The organism is Sphingobium cupriresistens (assembly GCF_004152865.1).
In the GTDB taxonomy this organism is placed as follows: Bacteria; Pseudomonadota; Alphaproteobacteria; order Sphingomonadales; family Sphingomonadaceae; genus Sphingobium; species Sphingobium cupriresistens.
This window is the reverse complement of record NZ_SEOO01000006.1, coordinates 12,571-38,768: the sequence shown is the minus strand read 5'-3', so window position 1 is coordinate 38,768 and position 26,198 is coordinate 12,571. Positions and strand designations below refer to the sequence as shown.

Genomic DNA, 26,198 nt, shown 5'->3' with positions numbered 1-26,198 from the left:
GATGGGGGTGAACAGGATGAAGATTTCCGTATCCGACGCCACTCCGGCCCCGCCTTTGTTTACACCAACCGGCTCTGCTTGACCGCCGCTTCGATGAAGCTGGCGAAGAGGGGATGCGGGTCGAACGGCTTGGACTTCAATTCCGGGTGGAACTGCACGCCCACGAACCAGGGATGGTCGGGCCGCTCGACGATTTCGGGCAGCGTGCCGTCGGGCGACATGCCGGAAAAGATCAGGCCGCCCTTTTCCAACGGTTCGCGATAGCCGGCATTGACCTCATAGCGATGCCGGTGCCGCTCGCTAATGTCGTTGGCGCCGTATATGCCCGCCACAACGCTATTGCCGGTCAGCTTAGCCGGATAGGCGCCCAGCCGCATCGTGCCGCCCAGGTCGGTGTCGGCGGTGCGCTTCTGCAGGCCTTCGGTGCTCATCCATTCGGTGATGAGGCCGACGACCGGCTCGGATGTATCGCCAAATTCGGTAGTGGAGGCCGCCGCAATGCCCGCGGTGTTCCGCGCTCCCTCTATGCAGGCCATCTGCATCCCCAGGCAAATGCCGAAGAAGGGCACATTGCGTTCGCGCGCGAATTTGACGCTGGCGATCTTGCCTTCCGACCCGCGCACGCCAAAGCCGCCCGGCACCAGGATGCCGTGCATCGGCTCCAGGCTCGCGACGATGTCGTCGCCCTTCTCGAACAGTTCAGCGTCGATCCACTTGACCTTCACCTTCACCCGGTTGGCCAGGCCGCCATGGTTGAGCGCTTCATAGAGCGACTTATAGGCGTCTAGCAGGCCGACATATTTGCCAACCACGCCGATCGTCACTTCGCCTTCGGGGTTCTGCTGGCGATCCATGATGTCGTCCCAGCGGGCCATCTGGGGCGTGGGCGCATCCTTGATGCCAAAGGCGCGCAGCACTTCCGCGTCCAGCCCTTCGGCATGATATTGATGCGGCACGGCGTAGATGCTGCTGGCGTCGAGCGCGGGAATGACCGCTTCGGGACGCACGTTGCAGAACAGCGCAATCTTCTGGCGCTCGCTGTCGGGCAGCGGATGCTCGCAGCGGCACAGCAATATGTCGGGCTGGATGCCCAGCGAGGTCAGGTCGCGCACGCTGCGCTGGGTCGGCTTGGTTTTCAACTCGCCCGCGGCCGCAATGTACGGCACCAGCGTCACATGAACGAAGATCGACTGGCCGCGATCCAAGTCGTTATGGAGCTGGCGAATCGCTTCCATGAAGGGCAGCGATTCGATGTCGCCCACCGTGCCGCCAATCTCGCACAGCACGAAATCGATATCGTCGGTGTCGGCCAGCGCGAACGCCTTGATCTCGTCGGTCACGTGCGGAATGACCTGCACCGTCGCGCCCAGATAATCGCCGCGCCGCTCGCGCTGGATGATCGTCTGGTACACGCGGCCCTGCGTCACATTGTCGCTCTGGCGCGCGGAAACGCCGGTAAAGCGCTCATAATGGCCAAGGTCCAGGTCGGTTTCCGCCCCGTCGTCGGTCACATAGACTTCGCCATGCTGATACGGGCTCATCGTGCCCGGATCGACGTTGAGATAGGGGTCGAATTTTCGGATTCGCACACGGAAACCTCGCGCCTGCAGCAGCGCTGCAAGCGAAGCGGCCATCAGGCCCTTGCCAAGCGAGGAGACCACGCCGCCGGTGATGAAAATATACCGCGTCATGGGAGGAGAGGCTTAGCCTTTCGGAACAACAAAGGGCAAGCGCGCGAATCCACGCACGCTAAAAAAAGATCGAAAGATCGGTGAAAGGTTTAGTTGGCGAGCGGAACCGCGCCATTGGCCGCCGGAGTCGAGGACGCCGCATTGCTGGCGACGCCCGCCAGCGGATCGGCGTTACCGGCGGGGGCCGGGGCGTTCTGCGTCGCCGGAGCCTGCTTGACCAGCGATGTGTCGATGTCGCTGGGCGCATGACGCACCGATGCGATCACCGCCATGACGATCGACAGGGTAACGAAGATCGTCGCCAGCACCGTGGTCGACCGGGTCAGGAAATCCGCCGCGCCGCGCGCCGACATCAGGCCCGCCGGGCTGCCGCCTACGCCAAGGCCCCCGCCTTCCGACTTCTGCATCAGGATGACGGCGACCAACAGGGCCGCGATGATGGCCTGCACGACGAGAAGGAAGGTGAACATGCGACGGGGTGTCCGGTACTATAGGATGCGTTGGCGCGCACATAGCGACGAAGCGTCGTGGGGGCAACCTATGAGGGGTGCGACCTTCGTCCTCTTCCACGAAACTCTTTCACCGATCGCCCTGAGCGAAGTCGAAGGGCACGACTGAGCGGAGCGAAGTCACTTCGCTCCGCTCAGTAAAAGGCTTCGACTTCACCCAGACCGAATGGAAAAAATCGCTGGGCCTTCGCTCAAGCCGCCACGGCCAAATTGCCGTCCGCCGCCGCCACGATCGGGGCGAATTTCGCCGCGGTCAGGCTAGCGCCTCCCACCAGCCCGCCGTCTACATCGGCGATTCCCAGCAGTTCGGCGGCATTCTCGCCGTTCATCGACCCGCCGTAAAGTATCCGCATCGCACCCGCTTCGCCGCCGATGCGGCTGGCCAAAGCGGCGCGCAACGCGGCGTGCATGGTGGCGACCGCCTCCATCGTCGGGATGCGCCCGGTGCCGATCGCCCAAATGGGTTCATAAGCGACCGCCAGCCAATCGGCCGAGGCGCCGTCCGGCAAGGATGCCAGCAATTGCGCCGAAACCACCGCTTCCGCATCGCCCGCATCGCGCACGTCCAGGCTTTCGCCCACGCACAATATGACGTTCAATCCGGCTGCCCTGGCCGCCATCGCCTTGGCCGCGACATCCGCGTCGCTTTCACCCTGGTCCTGCCGCCGCTCGCTATGGCCCACGATGGTCCAGCTGGCGCCGGCCTCGGCCAGCATCGCCGCCGACAGGCAGCCGGTATGCGCGCCGTTGCCCTGCATGTGGCAATCCTGCGCGCCGATGAAGGCCCCGCCCTTCTGCCCGTCGGCCGCCGCGATCAACGTCGCGGGCAGGCACAGGCCCACTTCCACATCGCCATGATCGGCCGCCAGCGCGCCGATCGCCGCTACCTCGCCCAATTGCGCCATCAGGCCGTTCATCTTCCAGTTGCCGACAACCAGCTTGCGCCTGTCCATCAATCTTGGTCCCTTGTGATTATTGCCGCACGATGCGCCCGGCCGATCCCCGACGGTCTTTCAGGCCAAAGGCCTTTCAGACCGCGCCTCCTTGGATCGTCCCGGCACAGGTATAAGGCGATGAACGGCGCTCGCGCATTTGTCCAGTCCAAGCCTTGCCGCCGCGCGCATCCGCGCCTAAAGCGGGCCGCCATAACGCCCGTAGTTCTGGAACCCCCATGCTTTCTGTCTTTCGCAGCTTCATCCGATCCAAATTCGGCGCGCTTTTCGCCATCCTTTTCCTGGGGGTGATCGCTGCGGCCTTCATCCTGGGGGACGTCACCAGCGGCAATTACGGCAGCCCACTGGGGGGCGGCGCGACTGCGGCCAAGGCGGACGGCTACAAGCTCACGGAAACGGAATTGCAGGATCGGGTGCAGCGCGTGTTCGAAAATGCGCGCCGCACCAATCCCGGCCTCCAGATCGGCGATTTCTTCGAGCAGGGCGGCGCGCGCCAAGTGTTCGACCAGTTGGTGGCGTCCCTGACGCTCAAGGCGTTCGCCGACGATCAGGGCGTGCATATCTCCAAGCGGCTGGTCGACGCGCAGATCGCGCAAATCCCCGCCTTTCAGGACGCCGCCGGCAATTTCAGCAACGACAATTTCCGCGCCCTTCTGGTGCGCGAACGGCTGACCGAACAGGCGCTGCGGGATGACATCAGCCGCGAAATCCTCCAACGCCACCTGCTCGCCCCGGTGGGCCTGGGCGTGAAGCTGACCGACAGCATGGTCCTGCCCTACGCCTCGCTGCTGCTCGAAGCGCGCCAGGGCACGGTCGCGGCGATCCCGGCGGTCGCCTTCCTCGACGACAAGAATCCGACCGACGCGCAACTGGCCGACTATTACAAGAAGAACGCCAGCCGCTTCACCATCCCCGAACAGCGTCGCATCCGCTACGCCGTGGTCGATGCCGAGCGTTTCGCCCAGGCGGCCCAGCCGACCGAGGCTGAGATCAGCGCCAGCTACAACCAGAACAAGGCCGCCTACGCCGCCAGGCAAAGCCGCAGCGTCGAGCAGCTCGTGCTGCCGACGCAGGCGGGCGCCAAGGCGATCGCCGATCAGGTGAAGGGCGGCAAGACGCTCGCCGCCGCAGCCCAGGGCGCTGGCCTCGCCGTATCGACCCTGGCCGACCAGAGCCGCGAAGCGCTGACCGCCACGGCGGGCAAGGGCGTCGCCGACGCCGTGTTCGCTGGCAAGCAAGGTGACCTGATCGGTCCGGTGCGCGGATCGCTCGGCTGGCTGCTGCTGCGCGTTACCGCGACGAAGGAAACCCCTTCCCGCACGCTGGACGCGGTGCGCGGCGAGATCGTCACGGCGCTGCGCGCGCAGAAGGAAAAGCAGCTCTTGTCCGACTTCACCGGCAAGATTGAGGATGCGATCGCCAATGGCGACAGCTTCGAGGAAGTGGCGAAGGATAATGGCCTGAAGCTGGAAACCAGCCCGCCCCTGCTGGCTACCGGCAAGCAGGTGAAGGACCAGGCCTATGCCGCCCCGGCCGACATCCAGCCGCTGCTCGCCCCCGTCTTCGCGATGAGCGCGGACGACGATGCGCAGTTGATCCCGATCACCGCGGACAAGCGTTATGCGCTCGCCGCGCCGGGCGAGATCACCACCGCCGCGCCGCCGCCACTGGCCGAAGTCAAGCAACTGGTGCTCGCGCAATATAAGCTGAATGCCGGCAACCTGAAGGCGAAGGCGCTGGCCGAGCAGATCCAGGCGAAGGTCGCCAAGGGCGCAAAGCTGGCCGACGCCATCGCCCAGGCCGGCGTCAAGCTGCCCGCCCCGCAAACGCTGGGCGGCCGCCGCGCCGATATCATGCGTGGTGAACAGCGTCCCCCGGCCGAAGTCGCGATCCTATTTTCGATGGCCGCGAACACCGTAAAGACGCTGCCGATCGGCCAGGACCGCGGCTATTTCGTCGTCCAGCTAAACAAGATCGAGCGCGGCGACGCCAAGAACCAGCCTGCCTTGCTGAACCAGGTCCGCACCCAGCTCGCCGATGTGGTCGGCCAGGAATATGGGCAGCAATTCGAACGCGCGATCGAAAAGGAACTGGGCGTCACCCGCAATGCCAAGGCGGTGGAGCAGGTCCGCAGCGCGCTGGCCGCCACCAATAGCGGCGAGCAGTAAGATGGCGGCGATCGGCGGGACGGCAGACGGCGTAGAGACTGCGCGCGCGGCGCTTTTGCGTGACGAATCGGCGCTGGTGTGGCGGCGGCAGATCGCCGACACCGACACGCCCATCTCCGCCGCGCTCAAACTGTTCGAGCCCGATCGCGGCGATTATCTGCTGGAATCGGTGGAGGGCGGCGCGGTGCGCGGCCGCCACAGCCTGATCGGCCTCGCTCCCGACCTCGTCTTCCGCGCCAACGGCCAGGATGCCGAAATCAACCGCCAATGGGCGACCGATCGCGATGCTTTCGTGCCCGAAACCGCCGGCGCGCTCGATGCGCTGCGCGCACTGGTGGCCGAATGTCGCGCCGCGATGGACCCCGCCCTGCCCGCCGCGCTCGCCTGCCTTGTCGGCTATTTCGGTTATGAGACGGTCGGGCTGGTCGAAAAACTGCCCCGCCCCGCCGCCAATCCCATCGGCGTGCCCGATATGCTGTTCGTGCGCCCGACCGTGATCCTCGTCTTCGACCGGCTCGCCGACGCCCTCTATCTGGTCGCCCCGGTGTGGAAGGGCAGCTTTACCGACGCGGATCGGGCTATCGAGGAAGCGCTGGAGCGGATCGACGCCACCGCCGCCCGCCTCGCCGCGCCCCTGCCCGCGCTCCCCGCCCCGGCAAATATCGCCGATGTCACGGTCACCCCGGTATTGGAGCCGGGCCGCTATGCGCAGATGGTCGACAAGGCGAAGGACTATATCGTCGCGGGCGACATCTTCCAGGTGGTGATCGCCCAGCGTTTCACCAGCCCCTTCACCTTGCCCCCGATCGCCCTTTATCGCGCGCTGCGGCGGATCAACCCATCGCCCTTCCTCTATTATCTCGACCTGCCCGGCTTCGCGCTGATCGGCTCTTCACCCGAAATCCTGGTCCGCGCCCGCGACGGCGAAGTCACGATCCGCCCGATCGCCGGCACCGGCCCCCGCGGCAAGAACGCCGTGGAGGACGCCGCCAATCGCGAAAGCCTGCTCGCCGATCCCAAGGAACGGGCCGAGCATCTGATGCTGCTGGACCTGGGCCGCAATGATGTCGGCCGTGTGGCGACCGCGGGCAGCGTCACCGTGACCGACAGCTATAGCGTCGAATTTTACAGCCACGTCATGCACATCGTCTCGAACGTCGTGGGCCGTCTGTCCCCTGAGAAAGACGCGATCGACGCCCTGTTCGCGGGCTTCCCGGCCGGCACCGTATCGGGCGCGCCCAAGGTCCGCGCCTGCGAAATCATCGCCGAACTGGAGCCGGAAACGCGCGGCGCTTACGCCGGCGGGGTCGGCTATTTCGGCCCGGACGGCAATATGGACAGTTGCATCGTGCTGCGCACCGCAGTCCTCAAGGACGGCGTCATGCATGTCCAGGCGGGCGCCGGCATTGTCGCCGATTCGACCGCCGAATACGAACAGCGCGAATGCGAAGCCAAGAGCGGCGCCTTGCTGGCCGCCGCGCGCGAGGCGGTGACGCTGGCGCGGGAAGCCGGCTTCGGCCAGTAAAGGTCAGCGGCACGCCCGTCCGCCCATCGCACCCCGTTCCGCCTGGTCCAGATGGAAATGGTCGCGATGCGCGGCGTTATAGTCGGGCGACAGCACGGTCGAGAACAGCCCGCACGCCCCGTCCCGCACCGCGCGCAGAAATTCCGCGTCCTTCTCCGTTCCCTTCCAATCGTTCAGCACGCTGACCTGCCTCCCGTCCTTCAGCACGAAGGCGGCGACGTCGATCGCGTCGGCGGTGGCATGTTCGCTATAATCGCCTCGGCTGCGGCCATAGATGCGCCGACAGCTATAGCTGCCGAAATGGCGGATGCTGCGCACCGGCGCGCCATAGATGCGCTGCGCGGCTGGTTGCACCACCTGCCATTCCCACAGTTTGAGCGCGGCCGCCACCGGGCAGGAGGGCGCTACCGCGGCCGGCGCCAGGGCGATCGCATCACCGTCAGGTCGCAACCGCACCGCATCGGCATAGCGACACTGGTCCGCCCCGCCCGGCTCCATTGCGACATAATCCACCCCGGCCCGGTCGAGCAGCGCCCGGCATTGCGCACGGTCGCCGGTCAGCGCCGCCAGCTTGCGGCCGGTGAACAAGCCGATCGGCTGCCCCAGGTCCAGACCGGTCCAGGGCAGATCCTGCGGCCTTTGCCGCAACCAGGCGTAGGCGAGGAAGATCAGGGTCAAAAAGCCGCCCAGCAAGACAAGGCGGCGCAGGGTCAGGTGAAGTCGGCGCATGTCCTAAACACGCCGGACTTGCCGCATCGGTTCCGATGTGATCGGATAACCCAGATGGGTCGGGATGCAGAGATGGGTTTCGCCGTCGCGCTGCTCCCGCCATGGCCGCACCTTCTCCACCGGATAGGCCAGCGCATGGGCGACCAGGGCGTCAAGATTCGCGTGCAGCGCCAGCCGCTCCAGATTGCGGCGAGTGGGAAAGATCACCTGTGCCTCACCCGCATCCGCCTTCGCCAGCGTATCCGCCGCGCTGCTCCAGAACAGGCGCACATTCTCGGTCGTATCGACGCTCGCCACCTGCCCTTCGGGCGCGCGCGCCAGATAGAATCGCGTGTCGAACACCCGCCGCGCCCGCTCGAACGGCGCGGGGTGCCAGCGCGCAAAGGGCGTCAGCGCGTCGAGCGCTATGCCCAGCCCCAACCGCGCCAGCATCGCGCCCATCGTCCGCCCGTCATGCAACCCGTCACGCAGCCGCAGGACGGCAGCCGCGTCCACCGCGCCCGTCAAGCCGATCCCCAGCCCGCTTTCCTCGATCGTCTCGCGAATGGCGGCGATCCGCCCGGCCGCCTCGTCCGGGTCCAGCCCATGGTCGATTACGTGCGCCAGCGCATGATCGCCCTCGTCCACCGCGCCGCCAGGAAAGACCAGCGCGCCTGCGGCAAAGGCCATGGTCGACGCGCGCTCCACCATCAGCAATTCCGGGGGGCCATCATGCCGGTCGCGCACGATGACAACCGTGGCGGCGGGGCGGCCCATATCCGTTTCACGGGCATCTGTTTCAATTGTCATGGAAACCGCTCTACGCATGTCATGCGCCAGCGGTAAAGTCCTTGCGGTTCAACCCTGGAAAGGGGTTGGTGGAGCCTAGCGGGATCGAACCGCTGACCTCGTCATTGCGAACGACGCGCTCTCCCAGCTGAGCTAAGGCCCCCGAAGGAGCGCTGCCTATAAGCGAGCGATTTAGCCCATGCAACCGTCTTTTGCACAAAAATGCTTATGTGCGGCTGCTCTGGATCAAGCCGTTCGGAAAGGGAGCGATTTGCGCGCGACAGAGCGCCCGACAGGCAGGACATTACCCCTGCGTAACGCCCGGAACGATGCCCCTTTCCACTCATTGACCTCCCGTGGACGCCGCGCAGGTGTCGCTCACAACAGAAGGAGAAGGACAATGGGTTACCAAGGCGGACGCCGCTATGGTGGCGATGATCGATATGGCAGCAACTGGGATCGCGGCGGCGACCGCTATCGCCGGTCAGGCGATTATGGACCCGACGATCGCGGCTATCGCTACGGGACACGCGGCCAGTTCGGCGGTCCCGACCATCGCCGCCCGCCCAGCGATTATCATTTCGAAGATCGCGGTTTCTTCGACCGCGCCGGGGATGAGGTCCGCAGCTGGTTCGGCGATGAGGAAGCCGAGCGTCGGCGCGAATATGACGAATATTATAACCGCCCCTATGGCGACCCGCGCGACCAGTCGAGCCGCATGGGCTATGCATCGGCCTCCCGCAGTGATTATCTGCCGAACCGCGGCTTCACCCCCTATAGCGGCGAACGCAGCGGCTATGGCAGTGAAGACCATGGCAATCGCGTCTATGGCTATGGCCCGCAGCAGGATTATGGCGCGCATCATGACAGCAATTACCAGGCCTGGCGCCAGCAGCGCGTGGATGAACTGGACCGCGACTATGCTGAATATCAGCGCGAACATCGCGACCGCTTCAACAGCGAATTCGGCACTTGGCGCAACCGCCGCGGCGAACAGCGCCAGGCGATACAGCAGGTGCGCGAACATCATGAGGTGGTCGGCAGCGACGGCGAGCATGTCGGCACCGTCGACAAGCTGCGCGGCGACCGCATCATCCTGACCAAGAGCGACAGCGATGCCGGCGGCGTTCACCATTCTATCCCGTCAAGCTGGATCAAGTCGGTCGACGCGACCAAGGTGACGTTGGAAAAGACCGCCGAGCAAGCGCAGGACGCTTGGCGCACCGAACGCGAGCAGAACGCCTTGTTCGGCGGTCGCGACCGCGATCAGGGGGGCTGGACCGGCGAAGGCGCCGCAAGCAGCACCTCCGGCAGCAGCAGCTATAGCGGCATCCGCTATCGCTAATCCCGCTGGTTGAAAACGTAAAAGGCCCGGTTACCGCGCCGGGCCTTTTTCATGGGCGCAATTGACCCGGCGCCACGGAACTTCGGTCGCTCCTGCGCGCTGAGGAAAGACAATAGTGTAAGGAGTCCCCATGAAGAATCTCATCGGCACCACCATCGGCGCCGTGATCGACCGCAAGGATGGCGACAGCGGCGTCAAGGGCGCGATATTGGGCTATGCCGCATCGGGCGCTGCGAAAACTCTCGGCAAGCTCGGCCTGTTGGCCGCGATCGGTTATGGCGCCGTCAATCTCGTCCGCAGGCGCAACGCCTAAACGCTGCGCTGCGGCAACAGCAGCGAGCTATCCCCATAGGAATAGAAGCGGTAGCCCGTCTCGATCGCATGACCGTAGACGGCCCGCATCCGATCCGTCCCCATCAACGCGCTGACCAGCATGAACAGCGTCGATTTGGGCAGATGGAAATTGGTCATCAGTCCGTCAACCGCCTTGAAGCGGTAGCCGGGCGTGATGAAAATGCGCGTTTCGTCGGCGAAGGGTCGGATCAGCCCATCTTTGTCGACGGCGCTTTCCAGCAACCGCAGCGATGTTGTGCCGACCGCGATCAGCCGCCCGCCCGCCGCTCGCGCCGCATTCAGCCGGTCAACCGTCGCCGCGTCGATCCGCCCCCATTCGGCGTGCATCCGATGGTCGTCGGTATCGTCCGCCTTTACCGGCAGGAACGTGCCGGCCCCGACATGCAGCGTCAGCGTCTCGGTCGTGATGCCCGCCTGGTCCAGCGCCGCCATCAAGTCGGGCGTAAAGTGCAGCGCCGCGGTGGGCGCGGCGACCGCCCCATCCTTCCGCGCGAACATGGTCTGGTAATCGCTCCGGTCGCGTTCGTCGGTCGGACGCTTGCTGGCGATATAGGGTGGCAGCGGCATCCGCCCCGCCCGCTCCAGCAAAATCTCGACCGGCTCGTCGCCCTCGAAGTCGAGCGTCACGCCGCCATCCTCGTCGCGCGGCCCGGCGATCGCCGTCACGCCCGCCCCGAAATCGATCCGGTCGCCCGCCCGCACCCGCTTTGCGTTGCGCAGAAAGGCCTGCCATTGCCGCAATCCCTGCCTTTTGTGCAGCGTCGCGCCGATCCGCGCCTCGCCGCGCATCCCTTCCAGCTGGGCGGGAATAACTTTGGTGTCGTTGAACACCAGCACGTCGCCCGCGCGCAGCAGGCCGGGCAGGTCGCGCACGACATGGTCTTCCATCGCGCCATTGCCCGGCGCCAGCAACAGGCGCGCGCTATCGCGCGGCGACGCGGGCCGCAGCGCGATATTTTCGGGCGGCAGGTCGAAATCGAACAGCTCTACGCGCATGGCTTCATTCGGCGCGAACGCCGCCTTACTGGCCAGGCGTAGCGGGCAGGATCGATGGCGCGGCGGGCGCTGGCGCCACCGGGGCGGTCACCGGCGGCTTGCCGTCGCTCTCGATCGACGCTTGCAGGATCACGGTGGGGTTGGCCGGCGGCTCGCCCTGCGCGATCGCGTCGACATATTGGATGCCCTCGATCACGCGGCCGAAGACGGTATATTTCTTGTCCAGTTGCATCCGCGGCAGCAGTACGATGAAGAATTGGCTGTTGGCGCTGTCCTCGCTCTGGGCGCGCGCCATCGACACGGTGCCGCGCAGATGCGGCATCGGGTTGAACTCGGCCTTCAGGTCCGGCAGCGTCGATCCGCCCGTGCCGTCGCCCTTGGGATCGCCCCCCTGCGCCATGAAGCCGGGGATGACGCGATGGAATTTCAGACCGTTATAAAAGCCCTGGCGCGTCAATTCCTTGATCCGTTCGACATGGGTCGGCGCGATGTCGGGGCGCAATTGAATGCGCACGCGGCCGCCGCTCGACAAGTCCAGATCCCAGATATTCTGGGGATCGGCCGGCACGGTGGCGGGCGGCAGCTGGGGCTTTAGGTTCGTATCCAGCGACTTGGCGTTTTCCTGCGCGCGCGCGGCTGCTTCCGCCTTCTTCACATCCTCGCCGCCACCACCGCCGCCCTGGGCATAGGCCAGGCCGGACGCGGTAAGGGCGACGCCGATCGCAACGGTCTTGAGCGCGCAGGTGAAACGCATGGGGTAGGACTTCCTTGATCTCTTAGGCCGACGGGGCAAGCCGCCCTGATAGCGCGCTGATCGCGATTGGCAACTGAACGCAGGCTGAAAGAGGATAACTCAGCTGCCCTTGCGCCCGATCTTCTCGACCCGCGCGGCCACCTCGTCGCGCACGGTCGGGCTGACGAATTTATGGATCGGCCCGCCATAAAGCGCGATTTCCTTGACCAGTCGCGACGCGATCGGCTGCAACGACACGTCCGCCATCAGGAAGACGGTTTCGATCCGGCCGTTGATCTGCTGGTTCATGCCCGCCATCTGATATTCATATTCGAAGTCGGCAACGGCCCGCAGGCCGCGAATGATGACGCTGGCGTTCTGCGATTCGGCAAAATCCATCAGCAGCGAATTGAACCCGGTCACGACGATCTCCGTGTCGATGCCCGCGCATTCGCGCCGCACCATCTCCAGCCGTTCCGCATCTGAGAACATGGGCGATTTGGCGATGTTGGTGGTGACGCCGATCACCAGCTTGTCGACCAGCTTCGCGCCGCGCCGGATGATGTCCATATGGCCGAGCGTGATCGGGTCGAACGTGCCCGGATAGACGCCGATACGCTGCTTGCTCATGATTTAGCGGTCCCTCTCCACGATATAGTCGGCAATGGCGCGCAGCAGGTCGGCCTCCGCGCCAGACCCGCGCAGATGCGCCTTGGCCTGTTCGACCAGCATATGCGCCTGTTCGCGCGCGCGCTCCACGCCCAGCAGCGACACGAACGTCTCCTTGCCCGCCGCCGCATCCTTGCCCAGCGCCTTGCCCGCCAGCGCCGCGTCGCCCTCGACGTCCAGCAGGTCGTCGGCGATCTGGAAGGCCAGGCCGATGTCGCGGGCGTAGCCGTGCAGCCCGGTGCGCGCCTCATGCGGCAACCGCGCCATGATCGCGGCGGCCTCCACGCAGAAAGCGATCAGCGCCCCGGTCTTGAGATTTTGGAGCCGCGTGACGGTCGCCAGGTCGAAGCGGGTTTTTTCCGCCTCCAGGTCCATCATCTGTCCGCCCGCCATGCCGGCCGGGCCGCTCGATAAGGCCAAGGCCCGCACCAGGTCGATCCGCACGAACGGATCGGGATGCGTCTGCTCGTCAGCCAATATCTCGAACGCCAGGTCGTGCAGGCAATCGCCCGCCAGTATCGCGGTTGCTTCGTCATACGCCTTGTGCACCGTCGGCTTGCCGCGGCGCATATCGTCATTGTCCATCGCCGGCAGGTCGTCGTGGATCAGCGAATAGACATGGATGCACTCGATCGCGAGGCCGACGCGCAGGGCCGAATCGCGCGAGATGTTGAACAGGTCGCACGCCGCCTGCACCAGCAGCGGGCGCAATCGCTTGCCACCGCCGATCGCCGCATGGCGCATCGCGTCATAGAGGCGCGCGCGGGCGTCGTCGGGCACCGCGAGCAGCCGGTCGAAAGCGGCATCGATGTCCTGCGCGACGCTGGCCGCGCGGCTGGCGACCAGCGATGCTGCGGAGGCGCTCCGTCCCTCGTTCATGCCGCCCCCATTCATGAAGGTCAGTCCGCGCCGAAGGGTTGCGCGCCGGTCACCGCGCCATGGGTGTCGACCGTCAGCTTGGCGATCCGCGCTTCGGCCGCTTGCAATCGCTCGGCGCAGCGCTTGCGCAGTTCCTCGCCCTGGGCATAAAGCGAGATCGACTCGTCCAGCGGCACGTCGCCGCTTTCCAGCCGACGGACGATCGTTTCGAGCGCGCGCAGCGCATCCTCGAAAGACAAGGTTGCGGTATCGGGGGTGGAATTATCCTCAGCCATGCCCCTGCATTGGCGGCCGCCACCGCCCCGGTCAAGCCCGCGTCGGCCATTTAAAGGCGGTCAGGGGCGCGACCCGCCCGCAATTCGCCATTCATCCTCATATCGTCATCCTATCGTCATGACGTCATTTCACGGCGCATGGCGGGAACATCGCAGTTTTGCGTTGACGCACCATGTTGCACATGCACATAAAAGGATCGCTATGAAATATTATCTCCCCCTTATCGCCGTCGCCAGCGTGGCTTTGCTGTCGGCCTGTAACAAGAATGACGAACCCGAAGTCGTGGGCGGCCCTGCCGATCCCATGGCGGCCGAACTCGCTAACGCCGCGCCGGTCGAGCTGCCGCCCTCGGTCAAGGCCAACAAGCAGTTCCGCTGCAAGGACAACAGCCTGATCTTCGTCGATTTCATGACCGACGACAAAACGGCGAACCTGCGCACCGAAAAGGGTGGATCGCCGACCAAGCTGGTCGCAGCGGAAGCGGGCCAGCCCTACACGGCCGATGGCTTCGAAGTCAGCGGCCAGGGCGACGCCGTGACCATCACCGTGCCTGGCAAGGGCGCCCAGGCCTGCCACGTCTAAAACCGGGCACGCCTTTTTCTGTCTTCACCAAGGCCGGACCTCCCCTAAGGTCCGGCCTTTTTCTTTTGGAGTGAGTGGCGGGTTTGCGACCATTGCGTTCGCAATCCGACCTTCCCTCCCCCTTTCGCGCCCCAATCATTGCAAGCCGTCACCCTCTCGCTTCTCTGCGCCTCGGCGCGAAAAATCACATCAGCCGAAACGCGCCACCTCCCATCCCCCGCTCCCGCCCGATCGACGCATCGCCACCAATCCACGCACGCCGCCATTGTGATTCCTCCACGCCCCCGCTATGGGCGCGCACATGTCCAGCACCGCCCCCCAGATCACCCCGGAAGTCGTCGCCGAGCATGGCCTCAGCCCGGAAGAATATGACCGCGTCCTGAGCGCCCTCGGCCGCGAGCCTAACCTGACGGAACTGGGCATATTCTCGGTCATGTGGTCGGAACATTGCTCGTATAAATCCTCCAAGATCCATCTGATGAAGCTGCCGACCACCGGCCCGCAGGTGATTTGCGGCCCCGGCGAAAATGCCGGCGTGGTCGACATCGGTGACGGACAGGCGGCGATCTTCAAGATGGAGAGCCACAACCATCCCAGCTATATCGAACCCTATCAGGGCGCGGCGACGGGCGTCGGCGGCATCCTGCGCGACGTCTTCACCATGGGCGCGCGTCCGGTCGCGAACATGAACGCGCTGCGTTTCGGCCGGCCCGACCATCCCAAGATGCGCCACCTTATCAGCGGCGTAGTGCGCGGCATCGGCGGCTATGGCAATTGCGTCGGCGTGCCGACCGTGGGCGGAGAGGTGAATTTCCACCCCGCCTATGACGGCAATATCCTGGTCAATGCGATGACCGTAGGCGTCGCCGACACCGACAAGATTTTCTACAGCGCCGCCAGCGGCACCGGGAACCCGATCGTCTATGTGGGGTCGAAGACTGGCCGCGACGGTATCCATGGCGCGACGATGGCGAGCGCCGATTTCGGCGACGACGCCGACGCCAAGCGCCCCACCGTGCAGGTCGGCGACCCTTTCACCGAAAAGCTGCTGATCGAAGCCTGTCTGGAACTTATGGCGTCCGACGCGATCGTCGCCATTCAGGATATGGGCGCAGCCGGCCTCACCTCCTCCAGCGTCGAAATGGCGTCGAAGGGCGGCGTCGGCATCCAGCTCAACATGGACGACGTGCCGCAGCGCGAAACCGGCATGACCACCTATGAAATGATGCTCTCCGAAAGCCAAGAGCGCATGTTGATGGTCTTGAAGCCCGGCCGCGAGGCTTTCGCCGAAGCGATCTTCCAGAAGTGGGAACTGGACTTCGCCGTCATCGGTCATGTCACCGACACCGGCCGCATGGTGCTGATCCACAAGGGCGAGACAGTGTGCGACATCCCGCTCGCCCCGCTGGCCGACGACGCGCCGCTCTACGACCGTCCCTCCATGCCGAAGGACGACTATAAGATCTGGTCGAAGGTCGAACCGCTGGGCGAGATCGCCGAAAGCGCCGACATCGGCGCGGACCTTGTGAAGCTGATGGGCAGCCCCGACATCGCCAGCCGCCGCTGGATCTGGGAACAATATGATCACATGGTCGGCGCCGACACCGTCCAGCGCCCCGGTGGCGACGCCGCGGTCGTGCGCGTCCACGGATCGAACAAGGGCATCGCGATCAGCACCGACTGCACGCCGCGCTATTGCTATGCCGACCCCTATGAAGGCGGCAAGCAGGCGATCGCCGAATGTTATCGCAACCTGTCCGCCGTCGGCGCGATGCCGCTCGCGGTCACCAACTGCCTCAACTTCGCCAACCCGCAACGCCCCGAAATCATGGCGCAGCTGACCGGCTGCCTGGAGGGCATGGGCGACGCCTGCCGCGCGCTCGACTTCCCGATCGTGAGCGGCAACGTCTCGCTCTATAATGAGAGCAAGGCGACCGGCGGCGGGAGCGCGATCCTGCCGACCCCGGCGATCGGCGGCATCGGCCTGCTGGCCGACGTCGATATGATGGCGACCGTGGCTTTCAAAAATGCAGGCGACGCGATCTGGCTGATCGGCGAAGAAGGCGCGCATCTGGGCCAGACCATCTGGCTGCGCGAGATCGCCGGTCGCGAAGCAGGCGACGCGCCCAAGGTCGATCTGGCCGCCGAACGCGCCCGCGCCGACACCGTGCGCGCGCTGGTCGCCAGCGGCACGGTCAATGCCGTGCATGACATCAGCGACGGCGGCCTGCTGGTCACCATCGCGGAAATGGCGCTGGCCGGCAAAATGGGCGCGACGCTCGACATCGCCCTCACCACCGCATCCGCTTTTGGCGAAGATCAGGGCCGCTATGTCGTCACGGCCCCCGCAAGCGTCGAGATTGCAGGCGCGTCAAAGATCGGCACGACCGGCGGCGCCAGCATCGCCGGCGTGTCACTCGACGCGCTACGCACCGCCCATGAAGGCTTCTTCCCAGCCCTGATGGACAGCGAACTCTAATCGCCCAAACTCGCAAAGCCCCGTCGTCCTCGCGCAGGCGGGGCTTCACTTCTCCTCCTGCGACTGGATCGCATGAAGGCGCCATGGATTGCCGCCGTCGCGGGAATGACGAGTGAGGGTAAGCCCTGTCCCCGCAGCGCTATGCCCCAGCCCGCGTCACCCGCGCGAACAGCACCTGATAGCCATCACCACCGCCCCTCTCTTCAAACGCTGCCATGACCCGGCGCAGGTCGCGCGGGGTCAGCGGCTTGCGCCCTTCGCTCGGCACCACCGCGCCGATCCCCTTGAGGTGCGCGATCAGCCCGCGCGCGCCGCCGCACGCCAGCGTATAATGTTCGTCAAAGGCGAAGGCGTCGTCATGCCCCACGAGCAGCCCGCGCAGATCATCGAGCGACGGATAGCCCGGCACCCCCGCCACCAGCCCGCACGCATCATGCGCCGCGCGCCAGCGGGCGAAGCTCCCCCGCCCCATGGTCGAAAAGATCAGGCTCCCGCCCGGCCGCAACAACCGCGCCAGCCGCGCGATCGCGCCGCCCAGATCGTCAAACCACTGAAAGGCCAGGCTGGACAGGATCAGGTCGAACCATGGCCCCTCGAACGGCGGCGCTTCCCCGTCCATCGTCATGAACCGCCCCGCGACCAACCCGTGCGACGCCGCCTGCTCCAACATGCCCGGCGATATGTCGGTCGCCACCAGTTCCGCGCCGGGCCAGCGCGCCTGAATGGCGCGCGTCAGGAATCCGGTGCCGCACCCGATCTCCAGGATGCGCCCCACCCCATCGGGCTTCTGCCGCTGAGCGAGGTCGGCGACCAGGCTCGCGGCCAGCCGCTGCGGCCCGGCATAGGCGTCATAATGCGCCGCCGCCGCGCCGAAGGCGTCGCTTATTCGTTGTTTGCGCCATTGCCTGGAGCGGTCGTTCATGGCTAGGCGCATGGCAGAGCTTCGACTGGCTGACCAGTCCTTTCAAGGAACCGCCGCTTCATGACCCCCTTCGCCCGCAACCCCGCCATGGACGTGCTGCGCGGTTGCGCCGTGCTGGGTATCTTGTGGATGAACATCACCGCCTTCGCCCTGCCGCAAAACGCTTATTTCAATCCGGCGGTGGCGGGACCGCCCTCCGCTGCGGACATCGCCGCCTGGGCGATCAGCCTGATCCTGGTGGACGGCAAGATGCGCGGTCTGTTCGCCCTGTTGTTCGGCGCGTCGATGCTGCTGCTGATCGACCGGGAGGAGATGGCGGGGCGCGACGGCCGCCGGGCGCAGATCATCCGCGCGGGCTGGCTGTTCGTCCTGGGCTGCGCGCATTTCTTCCTGCTGTGGTGGGGCGACATATTGCGCGTCTATGCGCTGGTCAGCCTGTTCGCGCTGCTGTTCGTGGGCCTCGAACCCTTCGCCCTAGTCAAGCGCGCCCTGCTCTTCTTCCTGCTCCAGTTCCTGCTGGTCGCCAGCTTCATCGCCAGCCTATACGCCTGGAGCCATGCCGCCGCAGCCCCCGACGCAGGCGCATCCCCGCGCGATGGCTATGCCGCCTTCATGGCCGCCCTGGCCAATCCCGCCAGCCCCGGCACATTGGCGGAAATCGCTACCTATCGCGGCGGCTTTGCCGGCATCCTCCAGCATAAACTGGCCGGCCTGCCGGGCGACTGGCTCTGGGGTTTCCTCTTCACCGCCTTCGAAACCATGGGCTTCATGCTGCTGGGGATGGCGATGCTCAAGGGTGGCTTCCTCACCGGTCGCTGGGACGCGGAGCAATATCGCCGCACCGCACGCCATTGTTTCCTGATCGGCCTGCCGCCCATGGCCGCGCTGACGCTCTGGGTGGCCTGGAGCGGCTTTGCCCCCCTGCCCGCCTATGGCGTCGCGCTCGCCTGGTCGCTGCCCTTCCGTATTCCGCTGACGGTTGGCTGGGCCGCGCTCATCCTCTGGCTGCTCGCCCGCCATCGCAGCCATTGGCTGGTCGATCGCCTGGCCGCCGCCGGACGGCTGACGCTCAGCAACTATCTCGCCACCAGCCTCGTCATGACCGCGCTCTTCTACGGTTGGGGCCTTGGCCTCTTCGCACGGGTGCCGCCGGCGGCGCTCCCCCTGTTCGTGCTGGGCGGCTGGACACTGATGCTCGCCTGGTCGAAACCCTATGCGGCGCGATTCGCCCTGGGTCCGGCCGAATGGCTATGGCGCAGCCTGATCCGCGGCCAACCGCAAAAGATTCGCAAAAGCGACTGATTACTATTGCGACCCATTATCAGACACGCTATCCCTGTTTCCAACAGGAGAGTGTCTTCGATGGTCGTCTGCGTGTGTAATGCGATTCGTGAAAAGGACTTGCGGGAAGCCGCGCGCAACGGGGCGGACACGCCCTGCAGCGCCTATGCCCAATATGGTCGCCGCCCCAAATGCGGCCAGTGCGTCTCCTTCGCCCGCACCATCATCGCGGCCGAACGCGCCTCGGCCTGACAGGATTGCGAATCAGCCTCAGTCGGCAATCGCGATCTCCACGCAATAGCGCACGGAAAAAGCCGGGATTCCCAAGGGTTTTCAGCTTAACAGCGCGTCTCCGAAACGATATATGGGCCGGCGTCCCCCATTGCCGGAGTAAAGCGCCATGAAAGGCGACGCCAAGGTCATCGAATATCTGAACGAGGTGCTCAAGAATGAGCTGACCGCGATCAACCAATATTTTCTCCACTATCGTATGCTCAACCATTGGGGCATCGAGAAGCTGGCCAAGTTTGAATATGAGGAATCCATCGATGAGATGAAGCACGCCGATAAGGTGGCGGAGCGCATCCTCTTCCTTGACGGCCTGCCCAATTTTCAGCTGCTCGGCCGCCTCAAGATCGGCGAAACGGTCGAGGAAATCCTCAAGGCCGACCTTGAACTGGAATATGAGGCGCTGCCGGTGCTGCGCGACGCGATAGCCTATTGCGAATCGATCCGCGACTTCGTCAGCCGCGACCTGTTCCAATATATCCTCGAAAGCGAGGAAGAGCATGTCGACACGCTGGAAACCCAGTTCGAAATGATCGAACGCATGGGCATCCAGAATTATGTCCAGCTCCAGAGCAAGGCGAAAGAGGACTGATCGTCCCGATCCCTATCGAATTTGAAAGGGGCGTCCTGCACGGTGCGCCCCTTTTGCGTCATAGCAGCGCTTCGAGCAGCCCGATCAACGGCAAGTCCGCAGGCGGCATGTCCAGCGCATACATCTGCGCCGGCTTCAACCATTGCAGCGCCGTCGCATGGCGCGCCTCCGGCATCCCCTTCCACTTGCGGCAGACATAGAGCAGCAGCAGCAGATGCTTCTCGCCCAGCGCCTCGCTGGCGAAAGTCGCAGGGGCCAGACAGCTGCTATGCGTCTCTATCCCCAACTCTTCTTCCAACTCGCGCACCAGCGCCGCTTCGGGCGTTTCGCCCGGCTCCACCTTGCCGCCCGGAAATTCCCACAGGTCCGCCATCGCCTTGCCGGGCGGGCGCTGCTGCAACAGCACCCGGCCATCGGCATCGACCAACGCTACGGCCACCACCAGCAAGGGAGAAAAAGAAGGCATATCGGTCCTGTCGGGAGGGCTTTGTTAACCGTGGTTCCTTTACACGTGGATTGGGGACTGTCTGTAGCGAAACGGGGATATTATGCGCGCGCTTGTCGAAATCATTGCCCGATTGAGGCTGATCCGATGCGAACGCGCCGCCACGGCCGTCGAATATGGCCTTATCATCGCCATGGTCGTTCTGGCCATGATTGCGGCCCTCAACAACGTCGCGACCAAGACCACGGGCATGTGGAACAACGTCGCGACGGAAGTAACGAAGCATTAACCATCAATATTTGACAGCCGCGACATCGCATTAAGAGTTTTTCAACCGGCTTTGTCTAATTCAATCCTTGCTGACCACAAATATCCATACGGGGCGGCCGGGTAGTTAAACGCTGAAATCTATTTCAAGGAGACGTCACATGCAGTTCATGCGTAAGATGCTGAAGAACGAAAAGGGTGCCACCGCGATCGAATACGGCCTGATCGCCGCTCTGATCGCCGTCGCCGCCATCGGCGCGATGACCAGCCTGGGCACCAAGCTGGGTTCGACCTTCAACAACGTGTCGGGCAATCTGAAGTAAGCCCAGACGCTTGTCGAAACAGGGGGCGGCGGAAGCAATTCCGCCGCCCCTTTTCGTATGTGCGTAAGAATGCGTCTTTCGACAAAGACTCTTACCAAGTGACGATCTTCACCCGCTGCCCAGCCCGCAATGTGGCATTCGCGGCCAGTGCGTTCATGGTCAGGAACCGATCGAGCTGATAATCCGAATAGGCCATGCGCTTGGCCATGGATTGCACGGTGTCGCCCGCCTTGACGGTGATGACATCGACGCGGCGCGGCTTGATCCCCGCTGCTTCCTGCGCGCTCAGCCGCTGGACCGACTGCACCATCGCGGTGAAAGGCCCAAGCCCCTGCCCCGCGGGCGTCAGCAGCAGGAAATGATAGGCCTTCCCGCCGCCAAAATCATAAGCAAACACGGTCGCATCGACCTGACTCTGCTGGCTGGTCGCGCGCACGGTGCGCCAGGCGGCCGGGATGCCGTTGATGGTGGTGCGCCGAACCTCGCCCGCGGGCACGCCACCGCCCTCGCCGCCGCCCAGCTTGGCGAACACGCCGTCGATATAGGCGGCCAGATTGCCCGAATAGGGGGCCGCGCCAAATTGCGCCTGTCCGCCCGATCCGGTGATCGACACCGCATCCGCGCCATTTTCCATGCCGAACCCGCTCGGCGCGGCGAAACTCAGCCGCAGGTCGGGATGGCGGAAGCGATTGCCATCGATCACCCCCTGTTTGGGATCGTCGCCATACAGTACGCCGTCCACCGCATTGAGGAAGGCGTCGCGGTTGCGCACCTTGCTGGTCGCGCGAGTCGCGGCGGCGGCATTGGCCGCCCGTTGCACGCGCGACGCGGGATCGGGGTGGGTGCTCGCCCATTCCGGCATCGACCGCGCGCTGCCCGCCACCCGCGCGTCCAGGCTGCTCTGCGCCGCCAGCGACGCCAGCATCCCCGACAGCGCGCGCGGATCATAGCCGCCGCTCGCCAGGTAACGGATGCCCAGATCGTCGGCCTCATATTCCTGGCTGCGTGAAAATTTGAGCGTCAGTAACTGGCTGCCAGTGCCGATCCCCTTCTGGATCAGCCCAGCAAAGCCCGAATCGCCCAAAAACGCTCCCGCCAATGCGCCCAGCAACGCGCCGCCGATCGCATTACGCGTCGCCGCCTTCTGCCTGCGCTGCCCATGCTGGGCCGCGACATGGCCGACTTCATGGCCCAGCACGCCGGCCAGTTCGGCCTCGTCGTTCATCAGCGCCATCAACTGCCGGGTCACATAGACATAGCCGCCGGGGATCGCGAAGGCGTTGTTCACCGGCGAATTGAGCAAAGTGACGGTGAAGTCGCCCTGCGCGTTGGACAGGCCGGACTGCACCGCGATGCGACGCCCGACGCCCTCCACATATCTGGCCTGTGGCCCCACATAGGCGCCGCCAAATTCCTTCAGCAATTCGGGGTGCTGCTTCGCGCCGCTCGCCTTTTCCTGCGCGCTTATCGACGACACGGTGCGAATCGCGCGCTGCTGCCCGATCACAGCCGGTGCGCTTGCCGCGATCGCCAGCACGGCCGCCGCGCCGCCCAGCTTCATCTTCCAGTTCATAAACCCTCACCCATTGCCGTTACCCCCACGTAACGAACAATCATGGCGAGGCGTTCCCGGAAAAGCGAGCGACACAACCGTCCAATCGCCCGTCATGGCGAAAGCCTTACGCCCCGATGGCGAGGAACTTGTCCGCCCGGTCGGTGCGCAGCGCGTCCGCGCCCAGCCCGTCGAGCGACGCCAGTTCCGCGTCGATCGCCGCGCCCAGATTGGCGATCGCCGTCACCGGATCGCGATGCGCGCCGCCCACCGGCTCCGGCACGATCCGGTCGATCACGCCCAGGCCTTTCAAATGCTGCGCCGTCACCTGCATCGCCGTCGCCGCGTCGCTCGCCTTGTCGGCGGTGCGCCACAGGATCGACGCGCAGCCTTCGGGCGAAATCACCGAATAGATGGCATGTTCGAACATCAGCACGCGGTTCGCCGCCGCCAGCGCGATCGCGCCGCCGGAGCCACCCTCGCCCACCACGGCGGCGATCATCGGCACGCCCAGTTTCAGGCAGGCTTCGGTCGACCGGGCGATGGCCTCGGCCTGCCCGCGCTCTTCCGCCTGCACGCCAGGAAATGCCCCCGACGTATCGACCAGCGACACGACCGGCAGGCCGAACCGGTCGGCCAGTTCCATCAGGCGGATCGCCTTGCGATAGCCCTCCGGCTTGGCCATGCCGAAATTGTGGCGCACACGGCTGGCGGTATCGTCGCCCTTTTCATGGCCGATCACCATGACCTTGCGCTCGCCCAGCATCGCGAAGCCGCCGATGATCGCCTGATCGTCGGCAAAGGCGCGGTCGCCCGCCAGCGGCATGAAATTGTCGAACATGCCCGCGACATAGTCCTTGAAGTGCGGGCGTTCGGCGTGCCGCGCCACCTGCGTCTTCTGCCACGGCGTCAACTTGGCATAAGTGTCCGACAACAGTTTGGCCGCGCGGCTTTCCAGCGTCGCGATCTCGCCGTCGATGTTGATGTCCCCCACGCTGGCGGTGGCGCGCAGCTCGACGATGCGCGCTTCCAGCTCCGCGATCGGCTTTTCGAATTCCAGAAAGCTTACCATGGCCGGAGCGTTAAGGCGCTGGCGCGTCGCCGTCAACGCGGGGATGCGGGAAGTTCGCGCTCATGCCCGCCAGCGGGTGGCGGCTGTTGACCAGTTCGACCAGCCGCCGGCTGTCGACATGGGTATAGATTTGCGTGGTGCCGATATCGGCATGGCCCAGCATCATCTGCAACGCGCGCAAATCGGCCCCGCCTTCCAGCAAATGGGTGGCGAACGCATGGCGCAGCACATGCGGGCTGACCCGTTCCGGCGCGATGCCGCTGGCCGCCGCCAGCGCCTTGACCAACTGATAGAGGCGAATACGGCTCAAATGGCTCTTCCCCGACGGGAACAGCCACGCGCTATCTGCCGGCACATGCGGAAGCCAGGCGGTGACGGCGGCCCGCGCCCGGTCGGAAATCGGCACCAGCCGCTCGCGCGCGCCCTTGCCCTTCAGGATCAGGAAGGGCCGATCCGCCGCCAGCGCCCGGCGCGGCAGCGACATCAATTCGGTCGCGCGCAGCCCCGACCCGTAGAGCAGTTCGATCAAGGCCGCGAGCCGCAGGTCCGCCGCCGCAGGATGCGCGACGTCCAGCCGCTCGGCGATATGGGCGAAGAAACGATCGACCTCCGCCACCGACAATATCTTGGGCAGCGCCCGGCGCGTCGTCGGCCGCGGCAGCGCGGCGGACGGATTGTCGCCACGCAGCCCCTCCTCCTCCAGAAAGGCGTAGAAAGCCCGCAGCGCCGACGCCTTGCGCGCCACCGATGAAGCGGCGAGGTCGGCCCAGGCCGCCGCCAGCGTCCCCAGCCCATCCTTGTCCGCCCCGGCCAGCCCGCCCAGCAGGTCGCCCGCGCCCGTCAAATCGGCGCGATAGGCGAGCAAAGTATTGCGCGACGCGCCCCGCTCCGCCGCCATCATCTCCAGGAAGCGATCGATCAGGATGGCGTCATCCTGTCCCACGTCATCCTGTCCCATATTCAGGTGCGACTGATCGCCTCGGCCGCGATCATCCTCGCTTCGGGGTCCAGCCCGACGCGATGCAACGCCGCCACGACATGATAGAGATGCCCGGCCGGCAGGCGGCTCCAGTCATTACCCTGCATACCGACCGCCGCCAGCAACGCCACGGTGCCCTTCTCGCCCCGTTGCGCCGCCGCGCCGATCGCGCGCGCCCAACGGCTGTTCGCGCCCAGCGCAAAGCCGTTATCCTGCGCCAGCGACGCGGCATCCTCACCCGACAGACGCGACAGGCCGGCCAGCGCCGCGATCAGCATCCGGCCCTTCTCCACGCCGACGTCGCCGACATAGCCCGACACCCGGCTGCTGTTGATATCCACCACCGGGCTGGGCGCGCCGACCGCCAGCAAGGCCCAGAATTGCGACGCGCCCGCGCCGTCCAACTGCCCGATCGCCCGCGCCCAGCGCGCGGCGTTGCGGTCGTATCCGGCCGCGAGCATCGCCGCGACCAGATTGGCCGCATCCTGCGCATCGGCCTGCGCCACCGGCAGCGCCGCTGCGGCCCGCGCCGTCGCGATCAGGCCCAGATAATCGGGCTTCGCGCCGTCCTGCCACCATGTCCGCATCGCGCCGATCCGGTCGCCCACGGTCGATCCGGCATAAGCGGTGCGCAGCGATTCGATCCGGTCGGCGGCATCCGCGGGCGGATCGCCGTCAGTGCCCATCTGGCCATAGAAGCCGACCAGCGCCGCGCTGGACAGCACGCCCAGCCGCGCGGCGATGTCCACGCCCGGCCGCCGCTTGACCGCGCTCAACGCCGGCGCGCGCGCTTCCCACGCGCGGACATGCGATCCGACCGTGCCATATAATGCGTCAGGTATCTCGACGTTCAGCGCCGTCGCCAGCCCGAATCGCCACGCCGTCAGCCGATCAACCCCGTCCCATTCGATCTTCACCGACCGGCGCGCATTGAATCCGGTGCCGACCACCTTCTCGGCCAGTCGATAATCGATGCCGCGCACGACCCCGCGCCGCTGCGCCTGGTTCAGCGCGCCGCTCGACGTCCCCTGGTCGCCCGACAGCGCCGGGCAGATCGCCCGCGTCATGTCCCAACCCGGTTCCTTGGTGAACCGCAGGGCGCCTGCCGACAGCGGGCACAGGCCCGCCGGATCGGCCGTCGCCAGATAGGTCTGCATCGCGATCGCATAGAGGCGCGGCGAATAACGGTCAGGATCGACGCTCTGCACCATCAGCCGGGCATTGTCCGCCTCGCCCATGCGCAGCAGCAGCCAGGCACGCTCCGCCGTCCAGTCCGCCCCGTCAATGTCGCGCGGCGTATCGACCGCGCTGAGCAACGCCCGGCGCAGCAGGATGGAGGCCCAGCGCGACACGATCGGCGCATGCGTCTGCTTCATCAGCGTGGCCAGATATTTGCCCGATTCGCCGCCGAATGCGTCCGGCTCGAACCCGCGCGTCTGCGGCGTCAGTGGCCCGATCCGGTCCAGCGACCGGCGCGCCGTGTCGGGCAGGTCATATTTCGCCTTCTGCGCCGCCAGTTCTTCGGGCGTCATTTCGGCCTCGGCGGCGTTCTGCGCCGCGTCCACCAACGACAGGTCGGGCGGGGTCGCCGGGTTGAGCGGCTGCACCATGGGGGCCGCGGGGGGGGCCGCGGGCGCGCCCGACACCGCCGGCGCACCGGGCGTGGGCCGCACCGGCGGCGGCGCGGGGGCTTCGGGCGCATCGCCGAAACCGGGCGGCAGCAGCGATTCGGGCGCCTGCTGCGCGACGACAGGCAGCGTCAGGGCCAGCGCGAAGCTGCCCAACGCCCATTTCGCATTACCGCGCGGCCAGCGCATCCGC

27 protein-coding genes and 1 tRNA gene are annotated in these 26,198 nt (G+C 65.7%); 11 read left to right on the top strand and 17 right to left on the bottom strand.

Annotated features, from left to right (window positions below):
- Window positions 1-59 precede the first annotated feature (59 nt).
- The 3 genes from EWH12_RS05260 to tpiA form a co-directional block, all read right to left on the bottom strand.
- The gene (locus EWH12_RS05260) at window positions 60-1,691 is read right to left on the bottom strand and encodes a CTP synthase (RefSeq protein ID WP_066603709.1); all 1,632 of its coding nucleotides are present in this window, start codon (window positions 1,689-1,691) and stop codon (window positions 60-62) included.
- Window positions 1,692-1,780: 89 nt separating this feature from the next.
- Complete coding sequence (secG, locus tag EWH12_RS05255) at window positions 1,781-2,161, bottom strand: preprotein translocase subunit SecG (RefSeq protein ID WP_066603713.1); 381 nt, start codon at window positions 2,159-2,161, stop codon at window positions 1,781-1,783.
- A 230-nt stretch (window positions 2,162-2,391) separates the two neighbouring features.
- Entirely contained in the window at window positions 2,392-3,153 is a 762-nt protein-coding gene (gene tpiA / locus EWH12_RS05250; protein WP_066603715.1) for a triose-phosphate isomerase, read from the bottom strand.
- Between the two features lie 218 nt (window positions 3,154-3,371).
- Between tpiA and EWH12_RS05245 the strand changes: the two genes are divergently transcribed.
- A complete protein-coding gene (locus EWH12_RS05245; protein WP_129925937.1) occupies window positions 3,372-5,321 on the top strand; it encodes a peptidylprolyl isomerase in 1,950 nt (649 codons plus the stop codon).
- A gap of 1 nt (window position 5,322) precedes the next feature.
- The gene (trpE, locus tag EWH12_RS05240; protein ID WP_129925936.1) at window positions 5,323-6,846 is read left to right on the top strand and encodes an anthranilate synthase component I; all 1,524 of its coding nucleotides are present in this window, start codon (window positions 5,323-5,325) and stop codon (window positions 6,844-6,846) included.
- A gap of 3 nt (window positions 6,847-6,849) precedes the next feature.
- Here the strand turns inward: trpE and EWH12_RS05235 are convergent, their stop codons facing one another.
- The 3 genes from EWH12_RS05235 to EWH12_RS05225 all read right to left on the bottom strand — a co-directional run bounded on the left by EWH12_RS05235 (window position 6,850) and on the right by EWH12_RS05225 (window position 8,506).
- Window positions 6,850-7,575, bottom strand: coding sequence for an extensin-like domain-containing protein (locus tag EWH12_RS05235; RefSeq protein ID WP_129925935.1), 726 nt, complete (start codon window positions 7,573-7,575; stop codon window positions 6,850-6,852).
- Between the two features lie 3 nt (window positions 7,576-7,578).
- On the bottom strand, window positions 7,579-8,364 hold the full coding sequence (locus tag EWH12_RS05230) for an NUDIX hydrolase (RefSeq protein WP_129925934.1): 786 nt from the start codon (window positions 8,362-8,364) through the stop codon (window positions 7,579-7,581).
- Window positions 8,365-8,430: 66 nt separating this feature from the next.
- Window positions 8,431-8,506: transfer RNA gene (locus EWH12_RS05225), tRNA-Ala, on the bottom strand.
- 237 nt (window positions 8,507-8,743) lie between these two features.
- Between EWH12_RS05225 and EWH12_RS05220 the strand changes: the two genes are divergently transcribed.
- Window positions 8,744-9,688 carry a DUF2171 domain-containing protein gene (locus EWH12_RS05220; RefSeq protein WP_129925933.1) on the top strand — a complete coding sequence of 315 codons (945 nt, stop codon included), beginning with the start codon at window positions 8,744-8,746 and terminating at the stop codon, window positions 9,686-9,688.
- A gap of 130 nt (window positions 9,689-9,818) precedes the next feature.
- Window positions 9,819-10,001, top strand: a complete 183-nt coding sequence (locus tag EWH12_RS05215; RefSeq protein ID WP_129925932.1) for a hypothetical protein — start codon at window positions 9,819-9,821, stop codon at window positions 9,999-10,001.
- Here the strand turns inward: EWH12_RS05215 and queA are convergent.
- From queA to EWH12_RS05190, 5 genes are all read right to left on the bottom strand, one after another.
- Window positions 9,998-11,038 carry a tRNA preQ1(34) S-adenosylmethionine ribosyltransferase-isomerase QueA gene (gene queA, locus EWH12_RS05210; protein WP_129925931.1) on the bottom strand — a complete coding sequence of 347 codons (1,041 nt, stop codon included), beginning with the start codon at window positions 11,036-11,038 and terminating at the stop codon, window positions 9,998-10,000. The genes EWH12_RS05215 and queA overlap by 4 nt on opposite strands.
- A 25-nt stretch (window positions 11,039-11,063) precedes the next feature.
- Window positions 11,064-11,792 (bottom strand): peptidylprolyl isomerase, encoded by a 729-nt coding sequence (locus EWH12_RS05205; protein ID WP_066603741.1) that lies wholly within the window; start codon window positions 11,790-11,792, stop codon window positions 11,064-11,066.
- A 99-nt stretch (window positions 11,793-11,891) separates the two neighbouring features.
- A complete protein-coding gene (coaD, locus tag EWH12_RS05200) occupies window positions 11,892-12,401 on the bottom strand; it encodes a pantetheine-phosphate adenylyltransferase (protein ID WP_066603743.1) in 510 nt (169 codons plus the stop codon).
- A 3-nt stretch (window positions 12,402-12,404) separates the two neighbouring features.
- On the bottom strand, window positions 12,405-13,319 hold the full coding sequence (locus EWH12_RS05195; protein ID WP_129925930.1) for a polyprenyl synthetase family protein: 915 nt from the start codon (window positions 13,317-13,319) through the stop codon (window positions 12,405-12,407).
- 20 nt (window positions 13,320-13,339) lie between these two features.
- Window positions 13,340-13,594, bottom strand: a complete 255-nt coding sequence (locus EWH12_RS05190) for an exodeoxyribonuclease VII small subunit (RefSeq protein ID WP_129925929.1) — start codon at window positions 13,592-13,594, stop codon at window positions 13,340-13,342.
- Window positions 13,595-13,796: 202 nt separating this feature from the next.
- Here EWH12_RS05190 and EWH12_RS05185 point away from each other — a divergent pair, with 202 nt between their 5' ends.
- Both EWH12_RS05185 and purL read left to right on the top strand, forming a co-directional pair.
- Window positions 13,797-14,177 carry a hypothetical protein gene (locus tag EWH12_RS05185; RefSeq protein ID WP_129925928.1) on the top strand — a complete coding sequence of 127 codons (381 nt, stop codon included), beginning with the start codon at window positions 13,797-13,799 and terminating at the stop codon, window positions 14,175-14,177.
- Between the two features lie 301 nt (window positions 14,178-14,478).
- Window positions 14,479-16,656: a phosphoribosylformylglycinamidine synthase subunit PurL gene (gene purL, locus EWH12_RS05180; protein WP_129925927.1), complete on the top strand. Its 2,178-nt coding sequence runs from the start codon at window positions 14,479-14,481 to the stop codon at window positions 16,654-16,656.
- 139 nt (window positions 16,657-16,795) lie between these two features.
- Here the strand turns inward: purL and EWH12_RS05175 are convergent, their stop codons facing one another.
- The gene (locus EWH12_RS05175; RefSeq protein ID WP_066603754.1) at window positions 16,796-17,578 is read right to left on the bottom strand and encodes a methyltransferase domain-containing protein; all 783 of its coding nucleotides are present in this window, start codon (window positions 17,576-17,578) and stop codon (window positions 16,796-16,798) included.
- 60 nt (window positions 17,579-17,638) lie between these two features.
- On the opposite strand from EWH12_RS05175, the gene EWH12_RS05170 reads away from it, so the two are divergent.
- From EWH12_RS05170 to bfr, 3 genes are all read left to right on the top strand, one after another.
- Window positions 17,639-18,880, top strand: a complete 1,242-nt coding sequence (locus EWH12_RS05170) for a DUF418 domain-containing protein (protein ID WP_242495957.1) — start codon at window positions 17,639-17,641, stop codon at window positions 18,878-18,880.
- Between the two features lie 60 nt (window positions 18,881-18,940).
- Complete coding sequence (locus EWH12_RS05165; protein WP_066603762.1) at window positions 18,941-19,111, top strand: (2Fe-2S)-binding protein; 171 nt, start codon at window positions 18,941-18,943, stop codon at window positions 19,109-19,111.
- Between the two features lie 148 nt (window positions 19,112-19,259).
- Window positions 19,260-19,739: a bacterioferritin gene (gene bfr / locus EWH12_RS05160; RefSeq protein ID WP_066603763.1), complete on the top strand. Its 480-nt coding sequence runs from the start codon at window positions 19,260-19,262 to the stop codon at window positions 19,737-19,739.
- Between the two features lie 58 nt (window positions 19,740-19,797).
- Here bfr and EWH12_RS05155 read toward each other — a convergent pair whose 3' ends face one another.
- Window positions 19,798-20,205, bottom strand: a complete 408-nt coding sequence (locus EWH12_RS05155) for a (deoxy)nucleoside triphosphate pyrophosphohydrolase (RefSeq protein WP_066603768.1) — start codon at window positions 20,203-20,205, stop codon at window positions 19,798-19,800.
- 82 nt (window positions 20,206-20,287) lie between these two features.
- On the opposite strand from EWH12_RS05155, the gene EWH12_RS05150 reads away from it, so the two are divergent.
- Both EWH12_RS05150 and EWH12_RS05145 read left to right on the top strand, forming a co-directional pair.
- On the top strand, window positions 20,288-20,473 hold the full coding sequence (locus EWH12_RS05150) for a Flp family type IVb pilin (RefSeq protein ID WP_066603770.1): 186 nt from the start codon (window positions 20,288-20,290) through the stop codon (window positions 20,471-20,473).
- A gap of 139 nt (window positions 20,474-20,612) precedes the next feature.
- Complete coding sequence (locus tag EWH12_RS05145; RefSeq protein WP_066603774.1) at window positions 20,613-20,774, top strand: Flp family type IVb pilin; 162 nt, start codon at window positions 20,613-20,615, stop codon at window positions 20,772-20,774.
- 91 nt (window positions 20,775-20,865) lie between these two features.
- Here the strand turns inward: EWH12_RS05145 and EWH12_RS05140 are convergent, their stop codons facing one another.
- The 4 genes from EWH12_RS05140 to EWH12_RS05125 all read right to left on the bottom strand — a co-directional run bounded on the left by EWH12_RS05140 (window position 20,866) and on the right by EWH12_RS05125 (window position 26,194).
- Window positions 20,866-22,347 carry a M48 family metalloprotease gene (locus tag EWH12_RS05140; protein WP_129925926.1) on the bottom strand — a complete coding sequence of 494 codons (1,482 nt, stop codon included), beginning with the start codon at window positions 22,345-22,347 and terminating at the stop codon, window positions 20,866-20,868.
- Between the two features lie 106 nt (window positions 22,348-22,453).
- Window positions 22,454-23,398: an acetyl-CoA carboxylase carboxyltransferase subunit alpha gene (locus EWH12_RS05135; RefSeq protein WP_066603780.1), complete on the bottom strand. Its 945-nt coding sequence runs from the start codon at window positions 23,396-23,398 to the stop codon at window positions 22,454-22,456.
- 10 nt (window positions 23,399-23,408) lie between these two features.
- A complete protein-coding gene (locus EWH12_RS05130; protein WP_408021495.1) occupies window positions 23,409-24,356 on the bottom strand; it encodes a tyrosine recombinase in 948 nt (315 codons plus the stop codon).
- Window positions 24,357-24,358: 2 nt separating this feature from the next.
- The gene (locus tag EWH12_RS05125; protein WP_129925925.1) at window positions 24,359-26,194 is read right to left on the bottom strand and encodes a hypothetical protein; all 1,836 of its coding nucleotides are present in this window, start codon (window positions 26,192-26,194) and stop codon (window positions 24,359-24,361) included.
- Window positions 26,195-26,198: the final 4 nt, after the last annotated feature.

Bases quoted from the DNA above. Each gene is read 5' to 3' on its own strand.
- EWH12_RS05260 (WP_066603709.1), bottom strand. From the start codon at position 1,691: ATGACGCGGTATATTTTCATCACCGGCGGCGTGGTCTCCTCGCTTGGC.
- secG (WP_066603713.1), bottom strand. From the start codon at position 2,161: ATGTTCACCTTCCTTCTCGTCGTGCAGGCCATCATCGCGGCCCTGTTG.
- tpiA (WP_066603715.1), bottom strand. From the start codon at position 3,153: ATGGACAGGCGCAAGCTGGTTGTCGGCAACTGGAAGATGAACGGCCTG.
- EWH12_RS05245 (WP_129925937.1), top strand. From the start codon at position 3,372: ATGCTTTCTGTCTTTCGCAGCTTCATCCGATCCAAATTCGGCGCGCTT.
- trpE (WP_129925936.1), top strand. From the start codon at position 5,323: ATGGCGGCGATCGGCGGGACGGCAGACGGCGTAGAGACTGCGCGCGCG.
- EWH12_RS05235 (WP_129925935.1), bottom strand. From the start codon at position 7,575: ATGCGCCGACTTCACCTGACCCTGCGCCGCCTTGTCTTGCTGGGCGGC.
- EWH12_RS05230 (WP_129925934.1), bottom strand. From the start codon at position 8,364: ATGACAATTGAAACAGATGCCCGTGAAACGGATATGGGCCGCCCCGCC.
- EWH12_RS05220 (WP_129925933.1), top strand. From the start codon at position 8,744: ATGGGTTACCAAGGCGGACGCCGCTATGGTGGCGATGATCGATATGGC.
- EWH12_RS05215 (WP_129925932.1), top strand. From the start codon at position 9,819: ATGAAGAATCTCATCGGCACCACCATCGGCGCCGTGATCGACCGCAAG.
- queA (WP_129925931.1), bottom strand. From the start codon at position 11,038: ATGCGCGTAGAGCTGTTCGATTTCGACCTGCCGCCCGAAAATATCGCG.
- EWH12_RS05205 (WP_066603741.1), bottom strand. From the start codon at position 11,792: ATGCGTTTCACCTGCGCGCTCAAGACCGTTGCGATCGGCGTCGCCCTT.
- coaD (WP_066603743.1), bottom strand. From the start codon at position 12,401: ATGAGCAAGCAGCGTATCGGCGTCTATCCGGGCACGTTCGACCCGATC.
- EWH12_RS05195 (WP_129925930.1), bottom strand. From the start codon at position 13,319: ATGAACGAGGGACGGAGCGCCTCCGCAGCATCGCTGGTCGCCAGCCGC.
- EWH12_RS05190 (WP_129925929.1), bottom strand. From the start codon at position 13,594: ATGGCTGAGGATAATTCCACCCCCGATACCGCAACCTTGTCTTTCGAG.
- EWH12_RS05185 (WP_129925928.1), top strand. From the start codon at position 13,797: ATGAAATATTATCTCCCCCTTATCGCCGTCGCCAGCGTGGCTTTGCTG.
- purL (WP_129925927.1), top strand. From the start codon at position 14,479: ATGTCCAGCACCGCCCCCCAGATCACCCCGGAAGTCGTCGCCGAGCAT.
- EWH12_RS05175 (WP_066603754.1), bottom strand. From the start codon at position 17,578: ATGAACGACCGCTCCAGGCAATGGCGCAAACAACGAATAAGCGACGCC.
- EWH12_RS05170 (WP_242495957.1), top strand. From the start codon at position 17,639: ATGACCCCCTTCGCCCGCAACCCCGCCATGGACGTGCTGCGCGGTTGC.
- EWH12_RS05165 (WP_066603762.1), top strand. From the start codon at position 18,941: ATGGTCGTCTGCGTGTGTAATGCGATTCGTGAAAAGGACTTGCGGGAA.
- bfr (WP_066603763.1), top strand. From the start codon at position 19,260: ATGAAAGGCGACGCCAAGGTCATCGAATATCTGAACGAGGTGCTCAAG.
- EWH12_RS05155 (WP_066603768.1), bottom strand. From the start codon at position 20,205: ATGCCTTCTTTTTCTCCCTTGCTGGTGGTGGCCGTAGCGTTGGTCGAT.
- EWH12_RS05150 (WP_066603770.1), top strand. From the start codon at position 20,288: ATGCGCGCGCTTGTCGAAATCATTGCCCGATTGAGGCTGATCCGATGC.
- EWH12_RS05145 (WP_066603774.1), top strand. From the start codon at position 20,613: ATGCAGTTCATGCGTAAGATGCTGAAGAACGAAAAGGGTGCCACCGCG.
- EWH12_RS05140 (WP_129925926.1), bottom strand. From the start codon at position 22,347: ATGAACTGGAAGATGAAGCTGGGCGGCGCGGCGGCCGTGCTGGCGATC.
- EWH12_RS05135 (WP_066603780.1), bottom strand. From the start codon at position 23,398: ATGGTAAGCTTTCTGGAATTCGAAAAGCCGATCGCGGAGCTGGAAGCG.
- EWH12_RS05130 (WP_408021495.1), bottom strand. From the start codon at position 24,356: ATGGGACAGGATGACGTGGGACAGGATGACGCCATCCTGATCGATCGC.
- EWH12_RS05125 (WP_129925925.1), bottom strand. From the start codon at position 26,194: ATGCGCTGGCCGCGCGGTAATGCGAAATGGGCGTTGGGCAGCTTCGCG.